Raw genomic sequence first — 25,491 nt, forward strand, 5'->3', positions numbered from 1 at the left:
CAAAGAGGAAGGGTCATGAAATACGCATTTCCCGATAACTTCTGGTGGGGCAGCGCAAGCTCCGCTCTCCAGACGGAAGGGGCAAGAGAGGGTGAAACCACGTGGGATTACTGGTTTGCCCGCGAGCCGAACCGTTTTCACAACGGCGTGGGGCCGCAGCAGACCTCCACGTTTTATCAGCACTGGAAAACGGACATTCAGTTGTTGAAACAGCTGAATCACAACAGCTTTCGCACCTCGATTAGCTGGGCGCGCCTGATCCCCGACGGTATCGGTGAAGTGAACCCGGACGCGGTCGATTTTTATCATCAGGTCATTGATGAACTGAATGAACAGGGCATCACGCCGTTCATCACCCTGTTCCATTTCGACATGCCGATGGCGATGCAGGAGATAGGCGGCTGGGAAAACCGTGACGTGGTGGACGCGTACGCCCGCTATGCACAGATTTGCTTCGAGCTGTTCGGCGACCGCGTGCTGCACTGGTTTACCTTCAACGAGCCGATTGTGCCGGTGGAAGGCGGTTATCTGTACGACTTCCACTATCCGAACGTGGTGGATTTCCGCCGGGCGGTCACCGTGGCGTATCACACGGTGCTGGCGCATGCGAAGGCAGTTCAGGCTTACCGCGCCGGGCATTACGCGGGGGAGATCGGCATCGTGCTAAACCTGACGCCGTCGTATCCGCGCTCGCAAAACCCGGCTGACGTGAAGGCGGCGCACGTTGCGGACCTGATGTTTAACCGCAGCTTCCTCGACCCGGTCCTGCGCGGCGAATACCCAGCGGATCTGGTGGCGCTGCTGAAATCTTACGACCAACTGCCCGCCTGCAAGCCGGAAGACGGTTTCCTGATTGCGGAAGGGAAAATCGACCTGCTCGGCATTAACTACTATCAGCCGCGTCGCGTGAAGTGCCGCGACAGCGCGGTGAACCCGCAGGCGCCGTTTATGCCGGAATGGTTCTTTGATAGCTACGAGATGCCGGGCCGCAAGATGAACCCCTACCGCGGCTGGGAAATCTATGCGCCAGGTATCTACGATATTCTGATTAACCTGCGCGACAATTACGGTAACCCCCGCTGCTTTATTTCTGAAAACGGGATGGGCGTCGAAAACGAGCAGCGCTTTATTGAAAATGGCCAGATTAACGATCAATACCGCATTGAGTTTATCTCTGAGCATTTAACCTGGCTGCATAAAGGCATTAGCGAAGGGTGTAATTGTCTTGGCTACCATATGTGGACATTTATCGATAACTGGTCGTGGTGCAATGCCTATAAAAATCGCTACGGATTTATCCAGCTCGATCTGGAGACGCAGCAGCGCACCATTAAGAAAAGCGGAGAGTGGTTTGCCACCACCGCCTTAAATAATAGTTTTGAAAAAGAGTAATGATAATGATCGCATTAGAAGAAGCCGTTATGGAAATTATCGTCAATGCTGGCCAGTCCCGCAGCCTGTGCTTTGAGGCGCTGCACGCGGCGCGCCAGGGCAACATTGACGAAGCCAAAAGCCTGCTGCGCGAAGCCGACGGCTATGCGCGCCAGGCGCACAAGATGCAGACCAAACTGATCGAGCAGGACGCAGGCGAAGCCCGCCAGCCGATGACCTTAATTATGGTGCACGCGCAGGATCATTTAATGAATTCGTTATTAGCGCGTGAATTGTCTGAAGAAATTATTCATTTATATCAGAGATAGTCTATGGCGAAATAAATTAATGCAATACCTCTGTACCTAAAAAATAGAAATCCACTTGTTCTGATGATAGCGACATATTCTGTCAGATCGGAGCGGGATGGTTATTGTCTGAATAAAATTAAACTATATTGAGATAACCATGAATACGATTAAAAAACTTCCATTAACCATGGCGGTTATCGCCGCGCTTTGCCCAATTTCCGTGCTCGCACAAGAATTCACCCAGGAGCAAATCGACGCCATTGTGGCGAAAGCGGTGGATAAAGCCCTGGCCGAGCGCCAGGCCAAAATGGATGCCGCCGTCGCGAAAAAAGCGGACGTGGTGACCGAGCCGCAAAGCGCCGCGCAATCCCCGGACATGGCGATTCCGTTCGGGATTAAATTTACCGGCTACGCCCGCTACGGCGCGCACTTCCAGGCCGCCGATCAGAAATACGTGGCTGTCGATGGCTCCTACAACGGCGCGTCCGCGATTGGTCGTCTGGGTAACGAAGGCAACGGCGGCGAGTTCCAGCTCTCTAAAGCCTTCAAGGGCGAAAACGGCGCCATCTGGGACATCAACGTGATGATCGACCACTGGGGCGACGAAGTTAACCTGAAAAAGGCCTACGCCGGGGTGACCAATATTATGGCCTCCAACCCGAACGCCTACTTCTGGGCCGGTCGTGACTTCCACCAGCGTCCGCAGCAGGGCATCAACGATTACTTCTGGATGAACCACGACGGCCAGGGCGCCGGGGTGAAGAACTTCGACATCGGCGGCGTGCAGTTTGACGTGGCCGCCGTGGCGGCGGTGGAATCCTGTAGCCCGGAAGTGATGGAAGACGAAGCGAACCCGTCGCGTATCACCTGTACCGGCGGTTCCGGCACGGGCGACAAAGGCAACTACGCCGCGACGTCTAAAATCCACGGCATGAAGCTCGGTCCGCTGGATCTGGAGCTGTACGCCAACTACGGCTTTGACTCGAAAGCGGTGGAGAGCGACGAGCGTCTGAACGCCTGGCAGGGCGGCGTGGTGCTGAGCCACACCAACGACAGCGGCGTGAACAAGGTGATTGCCCGCTACTCCGATAACGCGGACAACAGCGTGTTCAACAAAACCGAGGATCTGACCACGGTCTACGCCAGCTTCGAAGGGCTGTATAAATTCACCCAGGCCACGCAGGTGGAGTACATCCTCGCCTTCCACGATTATGACAACAGCCGCGATAAGACCGACAACCGTAAGAACTACAACGCCATCGTGCGCCCGATGCACTGGTGGAACGACGTTCACTCCACCTGGCTGGAAGCAGGCTGGCAGCACGTTGACTACGATAACGGCGGCGACAACAAGGGCTGGAAGCTGACCCTGTCGCAGAACATGTCTATCGCCATGGGGCCAGAGTTCCGTCCGATGCTGCGCTTCTACGTGACCGGTGGCAAAGTGGATAACGCACGCACCGCGCGCGTGAACAACACCAAAGACGAGACGCTCGACGACTTCAACGTCGGCGCAATGTGGGAGGCGTGGTTCTAGTAGAGCGTCGTTTGTTTCGCCCGGCGGCGCTGCGCTTGCACGGGCCTACAAGGTTTTGTAGGCCCGTGCAAGCGCAGCGCCACCCGGCAAGATCCCATGTTATGCTAGAAAAAAATCACCATAGCAGGGGAGAAAATGGGTTCCACACGTAAAGGGATGCTGAACGTCCTGATCGCCGCCGTTTTATGGGGCAGTTCCGGCGTTTGCGCGCAGTACATCATGGAGAAAAGCCACATTTCTTCGCCTTACCTGACCATGGTTCGCCTGCTGTTTACCGGCGTGATCCTCCTGACGCTCTCCTTCGTTCACGGCGACAAGATTTTCTCGGTCATCAAGCATCGCAAAGACGCCCTCAGCCTGCTGTTTTTCTCGCTGGTCGGCGCGCTCACCGTGCAGCTCACCTTCCTGCTGACGATTGAAAAATCCAACGCCGCTACCGCCACCGTGCTGCAGTTTCTGTCGCCAACGATTATCGTGGCGTGGTTCGCGCTGGCGCGGAAAACGCGCCCCGGCGTGTTTGTTCTGTCCGCAATTGTGACCTCGCTTGTCGGGACGTTCCTGCTGGTGACCCACGGCGATCCAACCTCGCTCTCCATCTCGCCAGCCGCGCTGTTCTTTGGCATCGCCTCGGCGTTTGCCGCGGCGTTTTACACCACCTATCCGTCAACGCTGATTGCCCGCTACGGCACATTGCCGATTGTCGGCTGGAGTATGTTGATTGCCGGGTTAATGCTGACGCCGTTCTACGCCGGGCGCGGGACGACCTTCGTCATTGACGGCAGCCTGCTGCTGGCGTTTTTCTATCTGGTGGTGATCGGCACCGCGCTGACGTTCAGCCTGTATCTGAAAGGCGCGCAGATGATCGGCGGGCCAAAGGCGAGCATTCTGAGTTGCGCCGAGCCGCTGAGCAGCGCGTTGCTGTCGGTGATGTTGCTGGGCGTGGCGTTTACCCTGCCGGACTGGCTGGGGACGCTGCTAATCGTGTCGTCGGTGGTGCTGATTTCGATGGATTCAAGAAGACGGGTGAGGACATCGGCGTAGCCTGATGTCCCCTCATCCCGGACCGTACACCCCAAAGGGGCGACGGGGAAAAGACCGCACCGAGCAGTCCCCTCCCCCCTGTGGGGAGAGGGTTAGGGTGAGGGGAAAATTGACTACTTAGCTTTAACCTTCCCCGCCACCAGCAGCGCGGTCAACAGCATCAGCGTGCCGGAAATCACCAGCGGTGACGTCAGCCCCAGGTGGTCGAGCGCCACGCCGCCAATCGCCGCGCCGCAGGTGTTTGCCAGCTGGATCACCGCCACCTGAATCGACCCGGCTTTTTCCGCCTGATCGGCGAGCGAGCGGGTGATCCACGTCGACCAGCCCACCGGCACCAGCGCAAAGGCAAAGCCCCAGATAATCGCAATGGCAGACGCGACCCACTTATCGCTGCCCCACAGCACCAGCACCGTGGCGCTCACTGCCAGCACCAGCGGCGCCCCCGCCAGCGCCACCTTCAGGGAGCGCTTCAGGAACTGGGACGACAGAGAGGTGCCGACAAAGCTGGCAATACCGAAGCTCAGGAGCACCAGCGTCAGGCCGTCGACGTCAAAGCCCGCCATGGTCATATACACCGGGCGAATATAGGTGAAGAAGGCAAACTGCCCGGCAAAGGACATAAAGATCGCGGTCATTCCCGCCAGCACGCCGGGGCGCTTCAGCAGGCTGAACATGTTTTGCTTGTGGTGCGCCGCTTCGCCCGGCAGGGACGGCAGCGCCTTCCACACCCAGATAACGCAGAGCAGGCCCATTACCGCCGCCGCGTTGAAGACGTTACGCCAGCCGATAATCCCGCCGAGGAAGCTGCCCAGCGGCGCGGCAATCACCAGCGCGATAGAGACCGCGCCAAAGATGACGGACAGCGCTTTCGGCACGGTGCGCGCAGGCACCAGGCGCATGGTCAGCGAAGCGGACATCGCCCAGAAGCCGCCGAGCCCCAGCCCCAGACAGGCGCGCCCCAGCAGCAGCAGGGTAAAGCTTTCCGCGAAGGAGACCAGCAGGCAGGAGAGCGTCAGCAGTACGCTGAACAGAATGACCACTTTGCGGCGGTCGATGGCGCCAATCACCTGGGTGATAAACAGACTGGCAAACATCGCCACAAAGGCGGTGACGGTAACGGACTGCCCCGCCACGCCTTCGGAAATGCCCAGATCCTGCGCCATCGGCGTCAGCAGGCTCACCGGCAGAAACTCAACGGTAATCAGGCAGGCGACGCAGAATGCCACGGCGAAAACGGCCGACCAGTTGGGGCGTGAAACCTCGCTGGTCTGCGGTCTGGTCGAGGGCTGGATATGTTCTGTCATGGCGTCACCTGAAGATAAAAACGTGCGGAAAAGTCGCGCAGTTTATCATCAAAAGTGTGACGAATTTAACGTTTAGACAACTTTTGTGGTTTTTAGAGGAGATCAGTGCAGGTAAAACACGCCCTCTTCCGGCAGGAAGAGCTGGTTATAGCGCAGCTGGAAGGCGTTCAGCTCCTGCGGATCGGGCTCCATCTCGCGCATAAAGCCGAGCGCCAGACGAATTTGCGCATCGGTGATCGGCGCGGCCAGGCGGGCTTTACGCAGCAGGCGGTGCCACGTGTGCAGGTTCTCTTCACTGCCGTCGACAATGCAGACCTGCCAGATCAGCAGCACCTGTGCGGCGTTTTGCAAATGCGCCTCGTCGGGGCGCTCAAGGTAGCGGATAAACTCATTGCCCGGCGTTTTACCGAACTGATCGATCATCGACTCGACCGGCATCGGGGTGATGCCCAGACGCTCGCTTAAACGTTTGATGGCGCGGCGGGAATCTGAGGTCAGGACGCGAAATCCCACCACAAACACCACTGCAAGCGTTGCCAGCATTATCCAGACCATGCGTTCTCCTTTGACTAGCCGCTCATCATAGCGGGAAACGCACGGCGTCAACAGCGGGCAGAACCAGAATAGTGCACTGAAAAGACGTTGCAGAACGGGGGATAAGGTATTAATGCCGTCGGCGGAAATAAAAAAGCCCGGCATCACACACCGGGCAAAGAAGTTACCTGCACACTCAGGCTGTTTTTAATTTCTGCGCACGATTCTCACGGCGAATTTTACGTTCTTCCAGTACGGCAACCATCGCCATCAGGACGATACAGCCGATCGCTGCCGCATCCAGCGCCGCGAAGGTGCCCGCCCAGCCGGTGAGGCCGAAAATTGGCGTGCCGTCGGCGATCATCCCCAGACCCAGCTTGGCAAAGCTGTCGCCGATCAGATAGGCGAAGGTGCCTTTAATCCCATCGGCAGCGCCGATCGCTTTTTTCGGTACGAAGCCCACTGCCGCCACGCCGATCAGCAGCTGCGGACCAAACACCAGGAAGCCGAGCGCGAACAGGGACGCCAGGTAAACGTACTGGTTGCTGGCGTGCTGGTAGACGCCGAGGGTGGCGATAATCAACGCCAGCGCGATGCAGGCCACCAGCGCGCGACGGCCGTTGGCGAGGTCGGAGAGCCAGCCCCACAGCAGCGTGCCGACCAGCGCGCCCACTTCGAACAGGGTGAAGCCCTGAATTGCTACTTCTTTAGAAAGCTTCAGCTCCTGGAAAGCATACACGGTTGACCACTGGTCAATGCCGATACGCACCACGTAGAGGAAGATGTTTGAGAAGCAGAGCAGCCAGATCACTTTGTTTTTCAGCACGTACTCAACAAAGATCTGCCATTTGGTCATCTCGTTCTCTTCGGTCTCTTTGTCCTCTTCGCTGATCTCCTCGCCGAACAGCTCTTCGGCTTTGCCGAGGCCGTACGATTCCGGGGAGTCGCTGCCGTAGCGAAGGCCGATAAAGCCGACGATTAGGGCGATAATCGACGGGAAGATAAACATCCCGATGACGTGGCCGTCGAACAGGTAGTTTGCGCCGAACAGCGCTACGCCAGCCGCGCCCGCCCCGCCGAGGTTGTGGGAGATGTTCCACATGCCGAGGTAGGAACCACGCTTGCGGCGCGGGGTCCATTTGGTAATGGTGGAGTAGCTGCACGACCCGCCGGTACTCTGGAAGAAACCGCTCAGGGCGTAGAAGGCGATCATCAGGAACAGGCTAACGGAACCCGCGCCCATGCTGGCGCTGAAGCCGAGCATACAGATGGCGGAGAGGATCAGCATAAACGGCAGGAATTGCTTGGTGTTTTTGCCGTCTGCATAGTACGAGACAACGGTTTTCCCCACGCCGTAGGTGATGGAGAAGCCCAGGCCAATCATCCCCAGCTGCGTCATGCTCAGCCCGTAGGTCGAGATCATGTCGTTCTGCGCGATGTTAAAGTTTTTGCGGATCAGATACATGGTCAGGTAGCCGATGAAGACCACCAGATAGGACTGCATGAACGGTTTGAACCACATCTTGCGCCGCACGTCGAGCGGCAGATCCAGAGTCGGCTTGCGCACCTGGTTTAAGAAGGCCAGCATGGTTGGTTTACTCCTGAGCTGATTTTTGCAGCATTGTAAAAATCAGCCGGGAGAGATGCCTGAGACAGCGTCCAGGTAAAACCGGGAAAATTTCCTAGTTTTGCGCCACTCGGGGTGAAAAGGTGAGGCGCATCACATCACGCTGGCTTCACGCGGGGCCTGCGCATGTAAAAACGGCAGCAGCAGCAGGGCGGAAATGCCCGCCGCGATGGCGATCACCGCGAAGAAACCGCTCCAGTGCCAGATGTCGATGACCCGCGCCAGCGGCCAGCCGGAGAGCGATGCGCCAAGATAGGCAAACAGCCCGACAAAGCCCGTCGCCGCGCCTGCCGCCTCCTTGTGGGAGCACTCCGCCGCCGCCATGCCGATCAGCATCTGCGGGCCAAACACGAAGAAGCCGATGGTGAAGAAGCACGCCGCCTGCATGACGTAGCTGGCGAACGGCATCAGCCACAGCGAGCCGACGGAGAGCAAAATCCCGGCGGCGAAGATCAGGTTCATCGGGCCGCGGTTGCCGTTGAACAGCTTGTCCGAGCCCCAGCCCGCCACCAGCGCACCGATAAACCCGCCCAGCTCGAACATCGTCACCGCGGAGTTGGCGGTCACCAGGTCCACGCCGAGCGTCTCGGACATGTACAGATTGCCCCAGTCGTTGATGGCCGCGCGCACCACGTAGACCAGTACGTAGCAGAGCGACAGCAGCCAGATGTACGGGTTTTTCAGCACGTATTTGGTGAGGATCTCCCTGCTGGTCAGCCCCGCGCCCTCCTGCTGCTGGGCAATCTCCATCTCGTCGTGCCGCCAGTCGCCCACCGCAGGCAGGCCCACGGTCTGTGGCCTGTCGCGCAGGCGCCAGCAGAGGAACAGCCCGGCGACAATCGCCAGGCCACCGGCAATCATCATCCCCGCGCGCCAGCCGTAGTGCAGCGCCGCGGCACCCACCACCATCGGGATCAGCGCCCCGCCGACGTTATGTGCGGTGTTCCATATCGCCCACCAGCCGCCGCGTTCATTGCGCGAGTACCAGGCGGTGAGCAGGCGGGCGCAGACCGGCGCGCCCCAGCCCTGGAAGAAGGCGTTCAGCGCCCACAGCAGGGCAAAGGCCCAGAGCGAGGTGGAGAAGCCAAACAGAATATTCACCACGCCGGTGGCGATCAGCCCAACGCCCATGAAATAACGGGCATTTGAGCGATCGCTGACGATGCCGGAAAAGAACTTCGACAGGCCGTAGGTGATGTAAAACAGCGTCGCCAGCAGGCCGATATCGGTGCGCGTCATCACGCCGCTGGCGAGGATCTCCGGCGCGGCGGCGTTGAAGCTTTTGCGGGTAAAGTAGAACAGCGCGTAGCCGAGCCAGATGGTGACCAGGATATGACGACGCCAGTAGCGGTAGCGGGCGTCGATTTCCGCTTTGTTGCTTAACGGGGCTGCGCTGGCTGGGGTTTTAAACATGATGCGTCCTTAACGGCAAATTGACGCTGACGCGCGTCCCGTGGGTGCAGGAGAGGCTCAGCGTGCCGCCCAGCGCCTTCACGCGCTCGCGCATGCCCGCCAGGCCAAAGCCCTGCTGCCCGGAGCCGGGCGGCAGGCCGCAGCCGTCGTCTTCAATCACCAGCATCAGGCGCTCGTCCTGCTGCCAGCCCTGGATCGTGACCGCGCTGGCGCTGGCGTGCTTGACGATATTGTTCAGCCCTTCCTGACAGACGCGGAACAGCGTCACGCGCTGGCCTTCGCTCAGCGCAGATTCGTTAATTCGCCAGTCGAGATGGCTGACAATGCCGCGGCTTTCCAGCTCCATCTCGCGCATCAGGGAACGCACCGCCTGCTCCAGCGACAGGTCGTCAAGCTGGCGCGGCCGCAGCCTGCCGAGCAGGCGTCGCACCGAGTCATACACGCCCAGCGAAAGCTGTTCAATATGCGCTCCGCCCTGCTTCACGCCTGCGTTTTCTGCCGCCAGGCGCTGGACAATGCCCGCCTGGGTGCGGATGGCGGTAATGGTCTGCCCGATGTCATCGTGCAGCTCGCGGGCCACCTCCTGTCGCACGCTCTCTTCCGTCTCCAGCAGGCGTTCAGCCAGACGCCGGTTGCGCGCCAGCTCGGTCTGCAGGGACTGGTTCAGCTCGCGCAGGCGCTGAATGCCCGCCCCGAGCAGCAGCCCGGTCAGGCTCTGGGCCAGCAGCGAGAGCAGCAGATCCACCGGATGGTCGTGCCAGGTCTGGCTGGCAATCAGCGCGATGGCGTTCATCAGGGTCGCGATCAGCGCCCCCTGCCAGCCGTAGTGCCAGGCCAGGGCGATAATCGGCAGCGCCAGGCAAAACGGCGTGAAGCGTGAAAGCTCGGCGGGCAGACCAAGCTGGAGCCAGAGGCTCACCACGAACAGCAGCAGATACCAGATGAGATGCCGGGCGCGCCAGTTCACCGGTTGGGACACCAGCCCCGGACCAAGCGGCTGCCAGACGGTGCTGGTGAGGTAGTGCCAGATCACGAGGCAGGTGGGTGCCAGCGTCAGGCCACCGGTGAGGGTCAGCAGCAGAGCGTTGAGCATCTCCTTGTCGCCAACCCACGGCAGGGACTGCAGCAGCGCGGCGGCAATCAGCGCCGCCCCCTGCCGCAGCAGCGTGCGCCAGTCGCGCTGGTGACGATAGCGGGAAATGAGCGCAACCGGGAGAAGCGTGAGCAGACTTCCGGTCATCAATAAGGGCAGATGCGCGACGGCCACTTCCTGCGCCAGCCAGACCAGCATCAGCCACTCTGCACCGAGCAAAACGGGCCAGTAGCCGCGCGGGCACTGGAGCATTAACCCCAGACGCAGGCCGAAGGGAAACAGCAGCACCGCCAGCTCAGGACGTTCCACCAGATGCAGGCTGATGCTCCACAGGCAGAACCACGCGGCGGAGAAGATGAAAAAGCTGGCAACGACGGCGATCAGCCGCGAAAAGACGGGACTCATTGCCAGCTGTCGAACATGCAGCGCGCCAGCTCGACGTCGTTGCTGACGTTGAGTTTTTCCATCAGGTTGGCGCGATGGACGTGCACGGTCTTCGGCGACAGATCCAGCTCAGCGGCAATCTCTTTTACCGACATCCCCTGCGCGAGCTTCTCAGCCACCTGACGCTCGCGCCTGGTGAGCGGATCCTGTCGTCCAGCCGCCAGCTTGATGGCGATTTCCGGCGTCAGGTAGCAGCCGCCGGTGGAGACGGTGCGCACGGCGGCAATCAGCTCGTCCGGGCTGCAGCGTTTAGAGAGGAAGCCGCGTGCGCCCGCGTTGAGTGCCTGCTCGACCAGCGCCGGGCTGTCGTGGACCGAGAGCATAATGGTCGCCATCCCTTTCGGCAGCTGGCTTAACAGCTCCAGCCCGGAGAGATCCGGCATCGAAATGTCGCAGATACAGACCTGCACCCCGCGCCCCGGCAGGCCCGCCAGCGCCTCGCGGCCGGAGCCAAACTCGGCCACGACCTGGAAATCCGGTTCGAGGTTGAGAAGCTGGGCAAAGCCAGAGCGGACGATAAGGTGGTCGTCGATAAGGGCGATGGTGGTCATGTGTGTTCCTGCGGTCTGAAAAAGCCGGATGGCGCTGCGCTTATCCGGCCTACAAGAGCGAAAGACGCTTACCTTAAGCGATCTATTCGAAGAACACCGCAATTTTGTTAAACATGGTGGGATCGGACTGGTTGCGCGCCACGTTGGTGACGTCCTCCAGCTTGTCGATCTGCGCCATCATCTGCTCCAGACGCTGGTCATCGTTGACCAGTAGCCAGATGCGGCTGTGCTCGCTGCCCTGAATCGGCAGACAGAGAATGCCTTCCACGTTAAACGCCCGGCGGGCAAACAGCCCGCAGACGTGGGTCATGACGCCAGGGTGGTTGCGGACGGTGAGTTCCAGAATGACGTTATCATGTTGTTTCTGCATGGCTTATTCTCCCACCATCTCAGTATTTGCCGCACCCGGCGGCACCATCGGATACACTTTTTGTTCAGGGTCGATACGGACGTGGATCAGCGCCGGGCCCGGACGCGAGATCGCCGCCTGCAGCGCCGCGTGGGCATCCTCTTCCGCGTTCAGATCGCAGGTGTGCAGGCCAAAGCCGGCGGCAATCTGCATAAAGTTAATCATCCCCGGATAGGTCGCCGCAAACACGCCCTGCTTGTAGAACAGGCTCTGCTGCTGGTGCACCAGCCCCAGCGCCTCGTTGTTCATCAGGATGATTTTCACGTCTAACTGGTTTTCGGCCGCGGTCGCCATCTCCTGAATGTTCATCATCAGGCTGCCGTCACCGGAGAAGCAGATGACCTTGCGGTCCGGATTCGCCAGCGCCGCGCCCACAGCTGCGGGCAGGCCAAAGCCCATGGTGCCGAGGCCGCCGGAGGTCAGCCACTGGCGCGGACGGTTCAGCGGGTAGGCCTGGGCGGTCCACATCTGGTGCTGGCCCACGTCGGTGGTGATAATCGCGCTGTCGTCCACGCAGGCGGCAACGGCGTTGATAAGACCATAGTGGCTCAGCGGATCGCCTTCAGTTGGGATCGCACCCGGGAACTCGCGCTGCAGATCGGCCACCAGCTGGCGCCAGTCGGCGCGATCGGTCGCGTCGGTTTGCGGGATCAGCTGCGCCAGCACTTCGGCTACGTCCCCCTGAATCGCCACGTGCGGCTGCTTGATTTTACCCAGCTCGGCGCGATCGATATCCACGTGAATGATTTTCGCGTTCGGGCAGAACTCCTCGGTTTTGCCAATCGCCCGGTCATCAAAACGCGCGCCCATCACAATCAGCAAATCCGCCTCTTGCAGGATGTAGTTGGTGCTGCGCGCGCCGTGCATGCCCAGCATCCCCAGGGACAGCGGGTGCGCTTTTGGCAGCATGCCGAGCGCCATCAGGGTCATGGTGGTCGGCAGGTTGGCTTTTTCCGCAAACTGGCGGATTTCATCCGCGGCGTTAATCGCCCCGCCGCCCAGATACAGCACCGGACGTTTGGCGGCGTTAATCATGGCGGCGGCGTCGCGCACGCTCTCAGCGCTGAACTCCGGCGCGGGGGCACGCTCGCCCGGCTCCGGCAACACGTCGATCTCGATCTCTGCGGTCTGGACATCCTTAGGAATGTCTATCCACACCGGGCCCGGGCGGCCGGACTGCGCAATGCGGAACGCATCGCTGATAACCTGAGGAAGCTCGGCGATGTCGCGAACTAAATAGTTATGTTTGGTGATGGGGATAGAGATGCCGTAGGTATCCACTTCCTGGAACGCATCGGTACCGATCATCGAGGACGGCACCTGGCCGGTAATGCAGATCAGCGGAATGGAGTCGAGGCGCGCGTCGGCGATGGCGGTGACCAGGTTGGTTGCGCCCGGGCCGCTGCAGGCCATACAGACCGCCGGTTTACCCTGCGTGCGCGCCATGCCCTGAGCGATGAACCCCGCCCCCTGCTCGTGGCGCGCCAGCACGTGACGGATCTGCGTGCTTTGGCTTAACGCATCGTACAGCGGCAGCACCGTGCCGCCAGGGATGCCCGCAACCGTGGTGATGCCCTGTCGTTCCAGCAGATGAACGATCAGCTGCGCGCCGGTAAAACGCGTCTTGGTGGATGTTGTGCCCGAACTTGCCATGCTCCAGTCCTTTTCTTCTGAGCCGACTTTCCGGGGAGGGTCCTAAACGAAAAACCCCGCCCGGTTTGCGCCGGCGGGGTTTTGGATTCGTGTGTTGATCCAGTCCCTACGGCGCATTGCCGACGACCACCACCACACGCACGACGACCACTGCGGCTGGTTGCGCAGTTTTTAGTAGGGTCGAAGTGAAGATGGATGAAGTCATTGGGGACCTGTGTTTGGAATCATTGATGGAATTTATACAAACACAGGTTTTCGGGCGTGACAATGGAAATATTTTCATCTGCGCAAAAATGCGTCAGGGATCACGTTTCGTTTGTTGGGGGATGAAAACAAAAAACCCCGCCGAAGCGAGGTTTTTATCAGGGTCTTGCGGTTGGTCGCCGCAGAACACACTGTGTTACGTCAACGCAAAAAGTATACGCGATCGAAGACGAACGCGCAATTCCGGCACGGATTTTGACGTTTTTGAGTATGGATCGCCTTCCAGATTTTGTCCACAAAATACTGTTCATACGTACAGTATTTATCTATACTGAGGGTGTTCGCAGTGAGCGAGGGGGCCGCAGTTCTACCGGCGCAACGAAGTCCTGGCTGAAACGGGTGGTGCCGTCAGTGCCTTAACCCCTGAAGTGAGCACACTGTGTTACGTCAATCCAGGTGCTGGCAACAGGCGGCGGAAAGGTACGCCAGCATCGTGCTCCTTTTAACCAAAAGGAGACGCGTATGAGCGTAGTGGATATGGTGATACTTATCCTCAAACTCATTGTTGCAGTACTGCAACTGCTTGATGCTGTCCTGAAATTCGTTCGGTAATTCAGGTTCAAGTCGCACCTGAGAGGGGCGGGCAACCGCCCCTCTTTAATAACGAGGGAATGCTATGTCGCGTCTGTTAATTGAGCCTGTCACGCCCGACGAGCCGGGGTATATCGCCCTGAAGGCTGAAAGTATCGCATCGAATTTCAACATGCTGCGCAGGCTGGAAGAGAGCTGGCAGCGGGGTGAGAACCGCTTTAACGCGCCGGGTGAAAAGCTGCTGGGGGCGTTTCTCAACGGCAAGCTGGTTGGCGTGTGCGGTCTGAATCGCGATCCGTTCAGCCAGCAGCCGCGCGCCGGGCGTATTCGCCATCTCTACGTCAGCGAGAAGTGTCGCGGGCTGGGAATTGGCAGGCAGCTTTTGACCGTGGTGATGGCCGATGCCAGCATCTGGTTCGATTTCCTCAATACCCATGCGCCGGACGCTGCCTACGGATTTTATCGCCAGGCAGGGTTTACGCTGGTCTCGGACGAACCGCGGGTGACGCACCGCCTTTTTTGTGCGGTGTAACCGGCTGGCAGCTTCAGGACGTGAATGTTACAGTTGAGTGACAATTCACCACCCGACACGCCATGACCATCACCGTATTCTGTATTTTGCTGTTTGCCGCCCTGCTGCATGCCAGCTGGAATGCCATTGTCAAAGCCGGAATGGACAAGCTCTATTCCGCGATTAGCGTCAGCGGCTCCGCCACGTTGATTGCCCTGGTGCTGCTCCCCTTCTCTCCACAGCCCTCTGCCGCAAGCTGGCCGTTTTTGATCGTCTCCTGCGCCTTACAGGTGGTCTACACCGTGCTGGTCGCGAAGACCTATCAGGTCTCCGATATGAGCCAGACCTACCCGCTAATGCGCGGCACCGCCCCGCTGCTGGTGGCGCTGATCAGCGTGCTGGTGCTCGGCGATCGTCTCTCCTGGCTCGCCTGGTCCGGCATCGGGGTAATTTGCCTGTCGATTCTGGCGATGGCAATGAACGGGCGCATGCAGTCACGCAAGGGGATCTGGCTGGCGCTGCTGAACGCCTGCTTTATTGCGGGATATACGCTGGTGGACGGCACCGGCGTGCGGCTGTCGGAGACCGCGCTGGGCTATACGCTGTGGACCTTCTTTATGAACGGCTTCTGCCTGCTGAGCTGGGCGATGGTCGCGCGTCGGCGCGAGGCGTCCGGCTACCTGCGTCTGCACTGGAAAAAGGGACTGCTTGGCGGGGTGGGGACCATGGGCTCTTACGGTCTGGCGCTGTGGGCGATGACGCAGGCGCCGCTGGCGGTGGTTGCGGCGCTGCGTGAAACCTCCATACTCTTTGGCGCGCTGATCGCATTTCTGCTTTTAAAAGAGAAGGTTGCGGGCCTGCGCATTGCAGCAGCGCTGGGTATCGCCGGCGGCGCCATTCTGCTGCGCCTGGCGTAAAGCACTGGCAACATTAGTTGCCGTTATTGTTTACAAATCCTGCCTTTACCGGTTTTTTCATTCACCGCGACAATGCTTAAATTGTCATCTCTCTGTGGTAGATTCCTCGCGCATTTATGGGAATGCGCAGTCACTTATTCTTCATTTTTCTCTTTTGGCAAAAGTATTCAGCGACATGAAAAAGCAACGGAACGTTAACTTATTGTTGATGCTGGTGTTACTGGTGGCCGTCGGTCAGATGGCGCAAACCATCTACATTCCGGCGATTGCCGACATGGCAAAGGAATTGAACGTCCGCGAGGGCGCGGTACAGAGCGTAATGGCGGCCTACCTGCTGACCTATGGCGTTTCGCAGCTCTTCTACGGCCCGCTCTCCGACCGCATCGGGCGTCGCCCGGTGATCCTGGTGGGCATGAGTATTTTCATGGTGGCGACGGTAATTGCCATTACCACCCACAGCCTGACCGTACTGATTGCCGCCAGCGCCCTGCAGGGCGTTGGGACCGGTGTTGGCGGGGTGATGGCGCGAACCTTACCGCGCGATATGTATCAGGGTACCCAGCTGCGCCATGCCAACAGCCTGTTGAATATGGGGATTCTGGTCAGCCCGCTGCTGGCCCCGCTGATCGGCGGCCTGCTGGACACGATGTGGTCCTGGCGCGCCTGCTACGCCTTCCTGCTGGTGCTGTGCATCATTGTCACCTTCAGCATGGCGCGCTGGATGCCGGAAACGCGTCCGCAGGACGCGCCGCGCACGAAGCTGATCGCCAGCTATAAAACGCTGTTCGGCAACGGCGCGTTTACCTGCTACCTGCTGATGCTCATCGGCGGCCTGGCGGGCATCGCGGTGTTCGAAGCCTGCTCCGGCGTGCTGCTGGGCGCGGGGCTGGGCCTGAGCAGTATGGTGGTGAGTATTCTGTTTATTCTGCCGATCCCGGCGGCGTTCTTCGGCGCGTGGTTTGCCGGGCGACCAAACAAACGCTTCTCCACCCTGATGTGGCAGTCGGTGATCAGCTGTCTGCTGGCGGGTCTGATGATGTGGATCCCGGGGCTGTTTGGCGTGATGACCGTCTGGACGCTGCTCATCCCGGCGGCGCTGTTCTTCTTCGGCGCGGGGATGCTGTTCCCGCTCGCCACCAGCGGCGCGATGGAGCCGTTCCCGTTCCTCGCAGGTACGGCGGGCGCGCTGGTGGGCGGTTTGCAGAACATCGGTTCCGGCGCGCTGGCCTGGCTTTCAGCGATGATGCCGCAGACCGGGCAGGCTAGTCTGGGCCTGCTGATGACGCTGATGGGGCTGCTGATTTTACTGTGCTGGCTGCCGCTGGCGTCGCGTGTCCCACATCACGAGCAGCCGGTTTAACCGCATGATGGCCCGGCTTCTCGCCGGGCTTTTCACAGACGGGCGCAATCATCGCCTGCAGTAACGGCTCTGGCGCTGGCCGCCAGGCCCCCTCTTCCCCGTCGTAAAACTGGAAGTCCGCGTTAAGCGCATACGGGATTTTGGCCTTTTGCAGCTCGCAGGCCATAAAGGTGGCAAACGCGACTTGCGAGGCGGTTGGCGTAAAGCGGCTTGATTCTCCCACGCCCCAGCCCCCGACCCAGCTAACGTGCCCGGTTTTTTGCTGCCAGTGCAGCGCGGCATTGATGCGGTTACGGATAGCCGCTTTCTCCGCCGCCGTGCCGGATGTCCACGGGTATTTACCGCCATTTTTCAGCGGCCCCCACGGGAAAATATGCCACTCCGCCAGCAGATAGGTTTGGCTGTGCGCGGGCAGCTTCAGGCTGGATAACTCCTCCGGCGCGGCACGCAGGCGTGGCGCAATGAAGATCATGCGCTGCGGGTCGATGTCGTGGATCGCTTTAACGGTTTTTTCATAGACACGGTTTAGCGACGCCAGATTGTGGTTAAGCTTGTCGGCAGGCTCATAAATGAGATCAAAACCCAGCAGCGGGTAGCTTTGACCGAAATAGTGCGCCACGGCAATCCACCAGTTGACCGTCTCTTTCTCGTTATCGGCTTTCGGGTCGTTTTTATATTCATCAGCCTGATAAGCGACTATCGGGATTACGCCATACTGCTCACAGGCTTCTACCAGCTTGCGCAGGTGGATCAGCCGCGCTTCCGTCGGCTCGTCGGCCACGCGGATGCGCACGTGGGTAATGCCTTTAGCCCGAAAATCGCGGACCACCAGCGGATCGAATTCGCGTATGCCGCGCTCGGTGCGCGCCCAGTCCACATCCATCCCGACGCCAAGCTGCTGCGCATAACGGGCAGCCGTCAGCGGCGGCTCAGCGGCAATGGCCCAGCCGGAAGAGATCAGTAACGCGGTCGCTATAAGAGGCTTTAACACGGTTTACCCTGGATAAATCGAAAGCATTACCTGTATTTAGCACGCTTTTTCACATTTGGTGTAGCGCGAAAGCGTAATAATTCTTCAACCTGCCAGTTCTCTCAGCCAGCCGATAAAGGCGTCTATTTTCGGCCACTGTCGGCCCGAAAGCGTCGAAACATAGTAGTGCTGATGGCATTTCAGGGTCTTGTCACCAAACGGGGCGATCAGTTCGCCCCGTTCAAGCCGTTTTTGCACCAGCCGCTTTCTGCCCATCGCGACGCCGACGTGGTTGATGGCCGCAATAATCGCTAAGTCCGAACGATCGAAACCAATACCCGACGATGGCGGCATATTTACCCCAAAATGCTGCGCCCAGCTCAGCCACTCATCCGTACCGGAATCATTGCTCCAGGCCTGACGGTCGTGCAGCAGCGTGCAGTGGCTAAGGTTATCGGGGTTTTTCAGCAGCTCATGCTCGCGGGCATACTGCGGCGAGCAGACGGGCAAAATCTCTTCGTCCATCAGGAAGTGATGAGACAGATGGTTGGGCGGCGTATCGTCGAAATAGAGCGCCAGATCGACGCCCGTTCGCTGCATATTGACGTAATCATTGCCGGTCAGGACGGTGAGCGATATTGACGGATAGCGGCGGGTAAAGTCGCCCAGCATGGGTACCAGCCAGCACTGAGCGATCGACGGCCGGGAGTAGACCGTCAGCGTGCCGGACAGCGCCTGGTTTTTGATGTCCAGGATCTCCTGATTCAGGGTGTCGAGGGACGATTTTAGCGTCCAGTAAACGCGCTTTCCCTCCTGCGTCAGCTCAACTTTACGGTGCGAGCGGACAAACAGCTGAATACCGAGCTCTTCTTCGAGCAGGTTGATGCGGTGGCTCACCGCGCTGGGGCTGAGCGACAGCTCCTCCGCCGCCAGCGCGAAGGATTCATGTCGAGCCGCCACTTCAAAGGTGTACATTTTCGACAGCTGCCAGCCGTTTAATAACCGGTTTCTGGCTTCATTTGCATCGGTCATCACAATTCTCACGCGTGGTTTCTGCGCTCAGCATACTGTTTAAAGGTGAATTTATGTGAACCTAATGCGGATTAAGTGCGTTTTTTAGAGCGTAGTCACTCAGTTGATTCAATCTGGCTCACCTGAACACCAATTTATATCGTTTGTCAGCCCACGCCGCTTTTTCGTCCAATACCCCCAGATGACATAAGGGTGAGGTGAGATATGGGATCTCAGGTCTGGGTTGTGGCAACGCTGCTGGTCAGCATTGTGTTGATTGTTTTAACCATCGTAAAACTGAAGTTTCACCCGTTCCTCGCGCTGCTGCTGGCGAGCTTTTTCGTCGGCGCAATGATGGGAATGAGCCCGCTGGATATGGTAAACGCCATTGAGAGCGGGATTGGCGGCACGCTGGGCTTCCTGGCGGCGGTGATTGGTCTGGGCACCATTCTCGGCAAGATGATGGAGGTTTCCGGCGCGGCAGAGCGCATCGGGATCGCCCTGCAGCGCTGCCGCTGGCTGTCAGCAGACGTGATTATGGTGCTGGTGGGCCTGATCTGCGGCATTACGCTGTTCGTGGAAGTGGGCGTGGTCCTGCTGATCCCGCTGGCGTTTTCCATCGCCAAAAAGACCCACACGTCGCTGCTTAAGCTGGCCATTCCGCTCTGTACCGCGCTGATGGCGGTGCACTGCGTGGTGCCGCCGCATCCGGCCGCGCTGTTTGTGACCAATAAATTAGGGGCGGACGTTGGGACGGTAATCGTCTACGGCCTGCTGGTGGGCCTGATGGCCTCTCTGGTCGGCGGCCCGCTGTTCCTGAAGCTGCTCGGCAATCGTCTGCCGTTTAAACCGGTTCCGGCGGAATTTTCAGACCTGAAGGTGCGGGAGGAGCATACCCTGCCGTCGCTGGGCGCCACGCTGTTTACGGTGCTGCTGCCGATTGCCCTGATGCTGGTGAAGACCATCGCTGAACTGAATATGGCAAAAGACGGCACGCTGTATACGCTGCTGGAGTTTATCGGCAACCCCATCACCGCCATGTTTATCGCCGTGTTTGTCGCCTACTACCTGCTGGGCATCCGCCAGCATATGGGCATGGGCGCGATGCTGACCCATACGGAGCACGGCTTTGGCTCTATCGCCAACATTTTGCTGATTATCGGCGCGGGCGGCGCGTTCAACGCCATTCTGAAAACCAGCGGACTGGCGGACTCGCTGGCGCAAATTCTCTCGAACCTGCACATGCACCCTATCCTGCTCGCCTGGCTGGTGGCGCTGGTGCTGCATGCCGCCGTAGGCTCCGCCACGGTCGCGATGATGGGCGCCACGGCCATCGTCGCGCCGATGCTGCCGCTCTACCCGAACGTCAGCCCGGAGATCATCACCATTGCCATCGGTTCCGGCGCCATTGGCTGCACGATCGTGACCGATTCCCTCTTCTGGCTGGTGAAGCAATACTGCGGCGCGACCCTGAATGAGACCTTCAAATACTATACGACGGCGACGTTTATCGCCTCGGTGCTTGCACTTGGCGGCACATTCCTGCTTTCTTTCATTATCTGAGCGCGAAGAGACGTATTATGGAAAACGCAACTATCACCACTTTAACCGCACAGTTTCCTCTGGTTGAGGATCTGATTGCCCTGAAAGAAACCACCTGGCTTAACCCGAACACCACCACGCTTGAAGAAGGGCTGCCCTATGTCGGGCTGACCAAAGCCGACGTGGACGATGCGCATGCGCGCCTCAAACGCTTCGCGCCATATCTGGCGAAAGCCTTCCCGGAGACGGCCGCAACGGGTGGGATTATTGAATCCGAACTGGTCGCCATCCCGGCAATGCAGGCGCGGCTGGAGAAAGAATCTGGCAAATCCATTCCCGGCACGCTGCTGCTGAAAAAAGACAGCCATTTGCCGATCTCCGGCTCGATTAAAGCGCGCGGCGGTATCTATGAGGTGCTGACCCACGCGGAAAAACTGGCTCTGGACGCCGGATTACTGAGCGTTGAGGATGACTACAGCATCCTGCTGGAGCCGCGCTTTAAGGACTTCTTCAGCCAGTACAGCATTGCGGTAGGCTCAACCGGCAACCTGGGGATGTCCATCGGCATCATGAGCGCCCGCATCGGCTTTAAGGTGACGGTGCATATGTCCGCCGACGCCCGCGAGTGGAAAAAAGCCAAACTGCGCAGCCACGGCGTCATCGTCGTGGAATATGAGCAGGATTATGGCGTGGCGGTGGAGCAGGGACGCAAAGCGGCGGAAAGCGATCCGAACTGCTTCTTCATTGACGATGAAAACTCCCGCACCCTGTTCCTGGGCTACGCGGTGGCGGGCGAGCGCCTGAAGGCACAGTTTGCCGCTCAGGGCCGCGTGGTGGATGCCGATCATCCGCTGTACGTCTATCTGCCGTGCGGCGTCGGCGGCGGCCCCGGCGGCGTGGCGTTTGGCCTGAAGCTGGCCTTTGGCGATAACGTTCACTGCTTCTTCGCAGAGCCCACGCACTCCCCGTGCATGCTGCTGGGCGTTTACACCGGTCTGCACGATGAAATCGCGGTGCAGGACCTGGGCATTGATAACGTGACGGCGGCGGACGGGCTGGCGGTAGGACGCGCGTCCGGCTTCGTGGGCCGCGCGATGGAGCGCCTGCTCGACGGGTTTTATACGCTTTCCGACCAGAGCATGTACGATATGCTCGGCTGGCTGGCGCAGGAGGAAGGCATTCGGCTGGAACCGTCCGCGCTGGCGGGGATGGCCGGGCCGCTGCGCGTGCCTTCAGATGCCAGCGTTACCCACCTGGTGTGGGCGACCGGCGGCGGCATGGTGCCGGAAGACGAGATGGCGAAGTATCTGGCTAAAGGGCAGTAATTCTGCCGGGTGGCGGCTGCGCCTTACCCGGCCTACAACTGCAAAATTTGTTGAATGTGGGTGACCGCAAACAGCAGTGAGAGAGAAAGCACAGCCAGCGCAATCAGGAACTTATCCCGCACCGCCTTCGGCTGCACAAAGTCGTCCTGCGCTACGTCCATCAGGTTACGGCTGCGGGTATAGCGCCATAAAACGATCGCCACCAGCGCCAGCACAACAAGCGAGATCCAGAACGGCACCCCGGTGCGGTGCCAGTTGTGCTTAATCGCCAGGGCGATCAGCGCGCCATACCCCAGCAGCGTGCGCAGCCAGGCGAGTGACGTCCGCTCCGGCTGCAGACCGGGGTCCGCTTCGCGTCGCGCTTTGCGGCTATCCGCCATAGAACACCAGCCCCATCACCACGCCCGCCACCGCCAGCAAAATCGCGCTGATGATGAGTAACCCGCGCGTATAGGGCAGATCCTGCTTCAGACGCATCGCCTTCTCATTGCGCAGCCAGCGCAGGTAGCCGTAAATCGCCAGCACGCCCGCGAACAGGCACAGCAGCAGCGCCAGCACCTCGCGAATCAGCGGCGTGGCGAAATCAGGCGCGAGCTGGTCGAGCCCCACCCCGGCGGCAAGGAACCCCAGCGCGGTGCGGATCCACGCTAAATACGTGCGTTCATTAGCCAGCGAGAAGCGGTAGTCCGGCGCTTCGCCGAGGCGGGAAATTTTCATGAAGGTTCCTTGTCGAGCTACGGGCAGGCTTCAGCATAGCGTAAATCAACAAGGACAAGGAGACCGGCATCGGGCGATGCCGGTCAGGACGATCAGTGCAGCGCTGGCCAGTAATCCTTGTTGGCCTCGATCAGGTCATCCAGAATCGCTTTCGCGACGGAGGCGCTCGGCACGGTTTTCGACAGGGTAATCGCCTGCCAGAGTTTCTGGTACGAGCGCTGCTCCCAGGCATCCACCACCAGTTTTTCCACCGCTACCTGCTGGCTCATCAGCCCTTTCTGGAAGTGCGGAATATCGCCCACCGTGAGCGGCTCCGGTCCGTTATGGCCTACCAGGCACGGGATCTCCACCATCGCGTCGGCGTCAAAATTATGGATGGCCCCGTTGTTAGGCACAATCAGCAGCATGCGTTCCTGGGTATTAAAGGCAATCGCGGTCGCCAGATCGACGATGTACGAGGCATGTTCGTCGATTTCCAGTTCACCGGCGGAGGACTTGCCCGCCTCGATAATCGCCCGGCAGGAACTGAACACATGCTTCTCACGGTGATCCATGACCTCATTGGCGCGGGTGCGGTCCGGGTTGGAATGCGCGACCACGTAGTCCGGGAACAGGTAATACTTCAGATAGGTGTTCGGCATGGTGTCCGGATCCAGCGCCTGCACGTCTTTGGCTTTAGCGAACGTATCGTTCCAGCTCGCTTCGGTGTGCGCATCGTCAGAAGGCGGAACATAGCCGTGTTTCGCAACGTATTCGCGCAGCTTCGGCATCAGATCGTTGCCGTTCAGGTCTTCAATCGACGTCCACCAGCCGAAGTGGTTCAGGCCGTAGTAGCGCACGCGCATCTCTTTGCGGTCTTTCAGGCCGACAATCTGCGCCATGCGCCCTTCAATACCGATCGGCATATCGCAGATGTTGAGAATTTTAGCGTTCGGACGCAGGCGGCGCGTGGCTTCCGCGACAATCGCCGCCGGGTTGGAGTAGTTCAGCATCCACGCGTTCGGGGAGTACTGCTCCATATAATCCACCAGCTCCAGCACGCCGCCGATAGAGCGCATGCCGTAGGCGATCCCGCCCGGGCCGCAGGTTTCCTGGCCCAGCACGCCGTGGCGCAGCGGGATTTTTTCATCTTTTTCACGCATCGGGTATTTGCCCACGCGGATATGCGCCATCACGAAATCCACATCGGTAAACGCCGCTTTCGGATCGGTGGTGTAGCTGAATTCAATTTCCGGCGCCTGCTCCTTAAGGATGATTTTGCACGCTTCGGCGATGGTCTCCTGACGCGCGCCGTCGTTGTCATAAAACTTCAGGGCGCGCAGCGGGAAACGGTCACGGTTGGCTAACAGCATCAGGACGATACCAGGCGTAAAGGTGCTGCCGCCGCCTGCAATGACAACTGAGAATTTTTTCATGATATAGCCTCTGTCAGGGTGGTTTGTTCATTCGTTAAGGGGGTTTTCATCAGCGATTCCAGCTGGTCGCGCACCTGAGGAACGTGCAGGCCGACAATCACCTGAATGCCGTTGCCGCGTCGCACCACGCCGTGGGCGCCGAGGGCTTTGAAGACGTCATCGCTTTGCGTTTTCGCCATATCGACCAGGGCGATGCGCAGGCGGGTGGCGCAGTTGTTGATGCTTTCGATGTTGGCCGCGCCGCCCAGCGCCTGCAGGAACCCGGCAGCCTGCCCGACCTGCTGGCTGGCCGCCGCCGGGGCGGTGGTTTGCCCGCGCGCCGCCTTATAGTCGGCCTTGCTGTAGAGCTTGATTTCGCTCTCTTCCCGGCCCGGGGTTTTCAGGTTCAGACGCGCAATCAGCGTTTTGAAGACCACGAAGTAAACTCCGGTAAAGCAGACGCCAATGCCGATCTGGGTGAACACCGTCGCGGCGTGGTTGTGGAACATCGGGATCCAGTTTTGCGGCAGGAACTGGTCCAGCAGGCCGCCGCCCATGTTCCCGACCACGCCGAAGGTGTACATCACCGTTGCCATGGTGGCCGCCAGCACGGCGTGAACGGCAAACAGCAGCGGCGAGATAAACAGGAAGGTGAATTCGAGCGGTTCGGTAATGCCTACCAGCACCGCGGTAAGAGTGGCCGGGACCAGCAGCCCCGCGACCTTGACGCGGTTTTCCGGCGACGCGGTGTACCAGATCGCCAGCGCAATCCCGACCGAGCCAAACACTTTGGAGTTGCCGTGCAGCGCGAACCCGCCTTCCGGGAAGAGGGTTTTCAGCGGCAGGGTGCTCTGGCTGAACTCCTGCAGGTGCTGCGCCCAGTAGACCTGAATCCCCCCTTCCACCGCCGCCGGGCCAAAGATGAACGGACCGTAGACGAAGTGGTGCAATCCGGTTGGGATCAGAATGCGTTCCAGGAAGGTATAGACCCATACGCCCAGCGCACCGGCAGAACGCAGGAACGCCTGCAGGGACTCAATGCCCATCTGCACTTTCGGCCAGCCCAGCAGCGTCAGCCAGGCGCAGGGGATCATGACGAAGAACGCGAGGATAACGACAAACGAGCTGCCCTGGAAAATCCCCAGAAACACCGGCAGCGGCTTGTCAAAATAGCGGTTGTGGATGGCGGTGACGATGCCTGAAATCACGATGGCGCCGATGATGCTGGTATCGAGCGTTTTAATCCCGGCAATCATCGCCAGCCCGCTTCCCGCTGTCGGTTCGGCGGAGAAGTCGACGCCGAAGAAGTGGCCCCAGGTCATCCCCATCGCGTTGATGAAGTAGTTCCAGGTCAGGAAGCTAATCAGTACGGCCAGACAGGCGCGGCCCTGGGCCTGCTTCGCCAGGCCAATCGGCAGGCCGACGGCAAAAATCAGCGGCATATTGCGGAACACCGCCCAGCCGCCCTCTTCAATGATGTGAACAATCTGCGCGAAAAGATGATCGGGGGCCGTTAAGGCTTCGCCGACAAACAGCGGGTTGCGAAGCATGATGGCGATTCCCACCACGATCCCGGCGAACGGAAACAGCAACACCGGGGTAAACATGGCACCGCCAAAACGTTGTATTTGACTGAGCATTTTTAAATCCTCATGAAACAA

The 25,491-nt window shown here is 59.5% G+C and carries 25 protein-coding genes; 10 read left to right on the top strand and 15 right to left on the bottom strand.

Features of this window, described 5'->3' with window-relative positions; genetic code table 11:
* Positions 1–15 precede the first annotated feature (15 nt).
* The 4 genes from B498_RS17085 (at position 16) to B498_RS17070 (ending at position 4,260) form a co-directional block, all read left to right on the top strand.
* Entirely contained in the window at positions 16–1,392 is a 1,377-nt protein-coding gene (locus tag B498_RS17085; RefSeq protein ID WP_008500134.1) for a glycoside hydrolase family 1 protein, read from the top strand.
* Positions 1,393–1,397: 5 nt separating this feature from the next.
* Entirely contained in the window at positions 1,398–1,700 is a 303-nt protein-coding gene (locus B498_RS17080) for a PTS lactose/cellobiose transporter subunit IIA (RefSeq protein WP_008500136.1), read from the top strand.
* A gap of 139 nt (positions 1,701–1,839) precedes the next feature.
* Complete coding sequence (locus tag B498_RS17075; protein WP_008500137.1) at positions 1,840–3,219, top strand: carbohydrate porin; 1,380 nt, start codon at positions 1,840–1,842, stop codon at positions 3,217–3,219.
* Between the two features lie 135 nt (positions 3,220–3,354).
* On the top strand, positions 3,355–4,260 hold the full coding sequence (locus B498_RS17070) for an EamA family transporter (RefSeq protein ID WP_008500138.1): 906 nt from the start codon (positions 3,355–3,357) through the stop codon (positions 4,258–4,260).
* Between the two features lie 113 nt (positions 4,261–4,373).
* On the opposite strand, the gene nepI is transcribed toward B498_RS17070, so the two are convergent.
* From nepI to ivbL, 9 genes are all read right to left on the bottom strand, one after another.
* A complete protein-coding gene (gene nepI / locus B498_RS17065) occupies positions 4,374–5,564 on the bottom strand; it encodes a purine ribonucleoside efflux pump NepI (RefSeq protein ID WP_008500139.1) in 1,191 nt (396 codons plus the stop codon).
* Between the two features lie 102 nt (positions 5,565–5,666).
* Positions 5,667–6,119, bottom strand: coding sequence for a DUF1198 domain-containing protein (locus B498_RS17060; protein ID WP_008500140.1), 453 nt, complete (start codon positions 6,117–6,119; stop codon positions 5,667–5,669).
* A gap of 175 nt (positions 6,120–6,294) precedes the next feature.
* Complete coding sequence (uhpT, locus tag B498_RS17055) at positions 6,295–7,686, bottom strand: hexose-6-phosphate:phosphate antiporter (protein WP_003861048.1); 1,392 nt, start codon at positions 7,684–7,686, stop codon at positions 6,295–6,297.
* Between the two features lie 132 nt (positions 7,687–7,818).
* The gene (locus tag B498_RS17050; RefSeq protein ID WP_008500141.1) at positions 7,819–9,138 is read right to left on the bottom strand and encodes an MFS transporter; all 1,320 of its coding nucleotides are present in this window, start codon (positions 9,136–9,138) and stop codon (positions 7,819–7,821) included.
* On the bottom strand, positions 9,131–10,636 hold the full coding sequence (gene uhpB, locus B498_RS17045) for a signal transduction histidine-protein kinase/phosphatase UhpB (protein WP_008500142.1): 1,506 nt from the start codon (positions 10,634–10,636) through the stop codon (positions 9,131–9,133). Before uhpB ends, B498_RS17050 begins: the two co-directional genes overlap by 8 nt.
* A complete protein-coding gene (gene uhpA, locus B498_RS17040) occupies positions 10,633–11,226 on the bottom strand; it encodes a transcriptional regulator UhpA (RefSeq protein ID WP_008500143.1) in 594 nt (197 codons plus the stop codon). The genes uhpB and uhpA overlap by 4 nt, the downstream gene beginning before the upstream one ends.
* A gap of 82 nt (positions 11,227–11,308) precedes the next feature.
* A complete protein-coding gene (gene ilvN, locus B498_RS17035) occupies positions 11,309–11,596 on the bottom strand; it encodes an acetolactate synthase small subunit (protein ID WP_008500144.1) in 288 nt (95 codons plus the stop codon).
* Positions 11,597–11,599: 3 nt separating this feature from the next.
* On the bottom strand, positions 11,600–13,288 hold the full coding sequence (gene ilvB, locus B498_RS17030) for an acetolactate synthase large subunit (protein ID WP_008500145.1): 1,689 nt from the start codon (positions 13,286–13,288) through the stop codon (positions 11,600–11,602).
* 106 nt (positions 13,289–13,394) lie between these two features.
* Positions 13,395–13,493: an ilvB operon leader peptide IvbL gene (ivbL, locus tag B498_RS23075; protein ID WP_057979964.1), complete on the bottom strand. Its 99-nt coding sequence runs from the start codon at positions 13,491–13,493 to the stop codon at positions 13,395–13,397.
* Positions 13,494–14,014: 521 nt separating this feature from the next.
* Between ivbL and tisB the strand changes: the two genes are divergently transcribed.
* The 4 genes from tisB (at position 14,015) to emrD (ending at position 16,871) form a co-directional block, all read left to right on the top strand.
* Positions 14,015–14,104 carry a type I toxin-antitoxin system toxin TisB gene (gene tisB, locus B498_RS22100; RefSeq protein ID WP_008500146.1) on the top strand — a complete coding sequence of 30 codons (90 nt, stop codon included), beginning with the start codon at positions 14,015–14,017 and terminating at the stop codon, positions 14,102–14,104.
* A 64-nt stretch (positions 14,105–14,168) separates the two neighbouring features.
* A complete protein-coding gene (locus B498_RS17025; protein ID WP_008500147.1) occupies positions 14,169–14,615 on the top strand; it encodes a GNAT family N-acetyltransferase in 447 nt (148 codons plus the stop codon).
* 62 nt (positions 14,616–14,677) lie between these two features.
* Complete coding sequence (locus tag B498_RS17020) at positions 14,678–15,511, top strand: EamA family transporter (protein ID WP_008500148.1); 834 nt, start codon at positions 14,678–14,680, stop codon at positions 15,509–15,511.
* Between the two features lie 175 nt (positions 15,512–15,686).
* Positions 15,687–16,871 carry a multidrug efflux MFS transporter EmrD gene (emrD, locus tag B498_RS17015; RefSeq protein WP_008500149.1) on the top strand — a complete coding sequence of 395 codons (1,185 nt, stop codon included), beginning with the start codon at positions 15,687–15,689 and terminating at the stop codon, positions 16,869–16,871.
* Here emrD and B498_RS17010 read toward each other — a convergent pair.
* Entirely contained in the window at positions 16,774–17,862 is a 1,089-nt protein-coding gene (locus B498_RS17010; RefSeq protein WP_008500150.1) for a cellulase family glycosylhydrolase, read from the bottom strand. The two genes, emrD and B498_RS17010, sit on opposite strands and share 98 nt — an antisense overlap.
* Positions 17,863–17,946: 84 nt before the next feature.
* The gene (dsdC, locus tag B498_RS17005) at positions 17,947–18,873 is read right to left on the bottom strand and encodes a DNA-binding transcriptional regulator DsdC (RefSeq protein WP_008500151.1); all 927 of its coding nucleotides are present in this window, start codon (positions 18,871–18,873) and stop codon (positions 17,947–17,949) included.
* Between the two features lie 204 nt (positions 18,874–19,077).
* On the opposite strand from dsdC, the gene dsdX reads away from it, so the two are divergent.
* Positions 19,078–20,415 (top strand): D-serine transporter DsdX, encoded by a 1,338-nt coding sequence (gene dsdX, locus B498_RS17000; RefSeq protein ID WP_008500153.1) that lies wholly within the window; start codon positions 19,078–19,080, stop codon positions 20,413–20,415.
* 17 nt (positions 20,416–20,432) lie between these two features.
* Complete coding sequence (gene dsdA / locus B498_RS16995; protein WP_008500154.1) at positions 20,433–21,719, top strand: D-serine ammonia-lyase; 1,287 nt, start codon at positions 20,433–20,435, stop codon at positions 21,717–21,719.
* Positions 21,720–21,751: 32 nt separating this feature from the next.
* Here dsdA and B498_RS16990 read toward each other — a convergent pair whose 3' ends face one another.
* The 4 genes from B498_RS16990 to B498_RS16975 form a co-directional block, all read right to left on the bottom strand.
* Positions 21,752–22,099, bottom strand: coding sequence for a DUF202 domain-containing protein (locus B498_RS16990; RefSeq protein ID WP_008500155.1), 348 nt, complete (start codon positions 22,097–22,099; stop codon positions 21,752–21,754).
* Entirely contained in the window at positions 22,089–22,436 is a 348-nt protein-coding gene (locus tag B498_RS16985) for a YidH family protein (RefSeq protein WP_008500156.1), read from the bottom strand. The genes B498_RS16990 and B498_RS16985 overlap by 11 nt, the downstream gene beginning before the upstream one ends.
* A 92-nt stretch (positions 22,437–22,528) precedes the next feature.
* Positions 22,529–23,851 carry a 6-phospho-alpha-glucosidase gene (locus tag B498_RS16980; protein ID WP_008500157.1) on the bottom strand — a complete coding sequence of 441 codons (1,323 nt, stop codon included), beginning with the start codon at positions 23,849–23,851 and terminating at the stop codon, positions 22,529–22,531.
* The gene (locus tag B498_RS16975) at positions 23,848–25,470 is read right to left on the bottom strand and encodes an alpha-glucoside-specific PTS transporter subunit IIBC (protein WP_008500158.1); all 1,623 of its coding nucleotides are present in this window, start codon (positions 25,468–25,470) and stop codon (positions 23,848–23,850) included. The genes B498_RS16980 and B498_RS16975 overlap by 4 nt, the downstream gene beginning before the upstream one ends.
* Positions 25,471–25,491 lie beyond the last annotated feature (21 nt).

This window comes from Enterobacter sp. SST3 (genome assembly GCF_000286655.1).
GTDB lineage: Bacteria > Pseudomonadota > Gammaproteobacteria > Enterobacterales > Enterobacteriaceae > Enterobacter > Enterobacter roggenkampii.

Excerpts from the sequence above, each read along its gene's own strand:
- B498_RS17085 (WP_008500134.1), top strand. The coding sequence starts at position 16 with ATGAAATACGCATTTCCCGATAACTTCTGGTGGGGCAGCGCAAGCTCC.
- B498_RS17080 (WP_008500136.1), top strand. The coding sequence starts at position 1,398 with ATGATCGCATTAGAAGAAGCCGTTATGGAAATTATCGTCAATGCTGGC.
- B498_RS17075 (WP_008500137.1), top strand. The coding sequence starts at position 1,840 with ATGAATACGATTAAAAAACTTCCATTAACCATGGCGGTTATCGCCGCG.
- B498_RS17070 (WP_008500138.1), top strand. The coding sequence starts at position 3,355 with ATGGGTTCCACACGTAAAGGGATGCTGAACGTCCTGATCGCCGCCGTT.
- nepI (WP_008500139.1), bottom strand. The coding sequence starts at position 5,564 with ATGACAGAACATATCCAGCCCTCGACCAGACCGCAGACCAGCGAGGTT.
- B498_RS17060 (WP_008500140.1), bottom strand. The coding sequence starts at position 6,119 with ATGGTCTGGATAATGCTGGCAACGCTTGCAGTGGTGTTTGTGGTGGGA.
- uhpT (WP_003861048.1), bottom strand. The coding sequence starts at position 7,686 with ATGCTGGCCTTCTTAAACCAGGTGCGCAAGCCGACTCTGGATCTGCCG.
- B498_RS17050 (WP_008500141.1), bottom strand. The coding sequence starts at position 9,138 with ATGTTTAAAACCCCAGCCAGCGCAGCCCCGTTAAGCAACAAAGCGGAA.
- uhpB (WP_008500142.1), bottom strand. The coding sequence starts at position 10,636 with ATGAGTCCCGTCTTTTCGCGGCTGATCGCCGTCGTTGCCAGCTTTTTC.
- uhpA (WP_008500143.1), bottom strand. The coding sequence starts at position 11,226 with ATGACCACCATCGCCCTTATCGACGACCACCTTATCGTCCGCTCTGGC.
- ilvN (WP_008500144.1), bottom strand. The coding sequence starts at position 11,596 with ATGCAGAAACAACATGATAACGTCATTCTGGAACTCACCGTCCGCAAC.
- ilvB (WP_008500145.1), bottom strand. The coding sequence starts at position 13,288 with ATGGCAAGTTCGGGCACAACATCCACCAAGACGCGTTTTACCGGCGCG.
- ivbL (WP_057979964.1), bottom strand. The coding sequence starts at position 13,493 with ATGACTTCATCCATCTTCACTTCGACCCTACTAAAAACTGCGCAACCA.
- tisB (WP_008500146.1), top strand. The coding sequence starts at position 14,015 with ATGAGCGTAGTGGATATGGTGATACTTATCCTCAAACTCATTGTTGCA.
- B498_RS17025 (WP_008500147.1), top strand. The coding sequence starts at position 14,169 with ATGTCGCGTCTGTTAATTGAGCCTGTCACGCCCGACGAGCCGGGGTAT.
- B498_RS17020 (WP_008500148.1), top strand. The coding sequence starts at position 14,678 with ATGACCATCACCGTATTCTGTATTTTGCTGTTTGCCGCCCTGCTGCAT.
- emrD (WP_008500149.1), top strand. The coding sequence starts at position 15,687 with ATGAAAAAGCAACGGAACGTTAACTTATTGTTGATGCTGGTGTTACTG.
- dsdC (WP_008500151.1), bottom strand. The coding sequence starts at position 18,873 with ATGACCGATGCAAATGAAGCCAGAAACCGGTTATTAAACGGCTGGCAG.
- dsdX (WP_008500153.1), top strand. The coding sequence starts at position 19,078 with ATGGGATCTCAGGTCTGGGTTGTGGCAACGCTGCTGGTCAGCATTGTG.
- dsdA (WP_008500154.1), top strand. The coding sequence starts at position 20,433 with ATGGAAAACGCAACTATCACCACTTTAACCGCACAGTTTCCTCTGGTT.
- B498_RS16990 (WP_008500155.1), bottom strand. The coding sequence starts at position 22,099 with ATGGCGGATAGCCGCAAAGCGCGACGCGAAGCGGACCCCGGTCTGCAG.
- B498_RS16985 (WP_008500156.1), bottom strand. The coding sequence starts at position 22,436 with ATGAAAATTTCCCGCCTCGGCGAAGCGCCGGACTACCGCTTCTCGCTG.
- B498_RS16980 (WP_008500157.1), bottom strand. The coding sequence starts at position 23,851 with ATGAAAAAATTCTCAGTTGTCATTGCAGGCGGCGGCAGCACCTTTACG.
- B498_RS16975 (WP_008500158.1), bottom strand. The coding sequence starts at position 25,470 with ATGCTCAGTCAAATACAACGTTTTGGCGGTGCCATGTTTACCCCGGTG.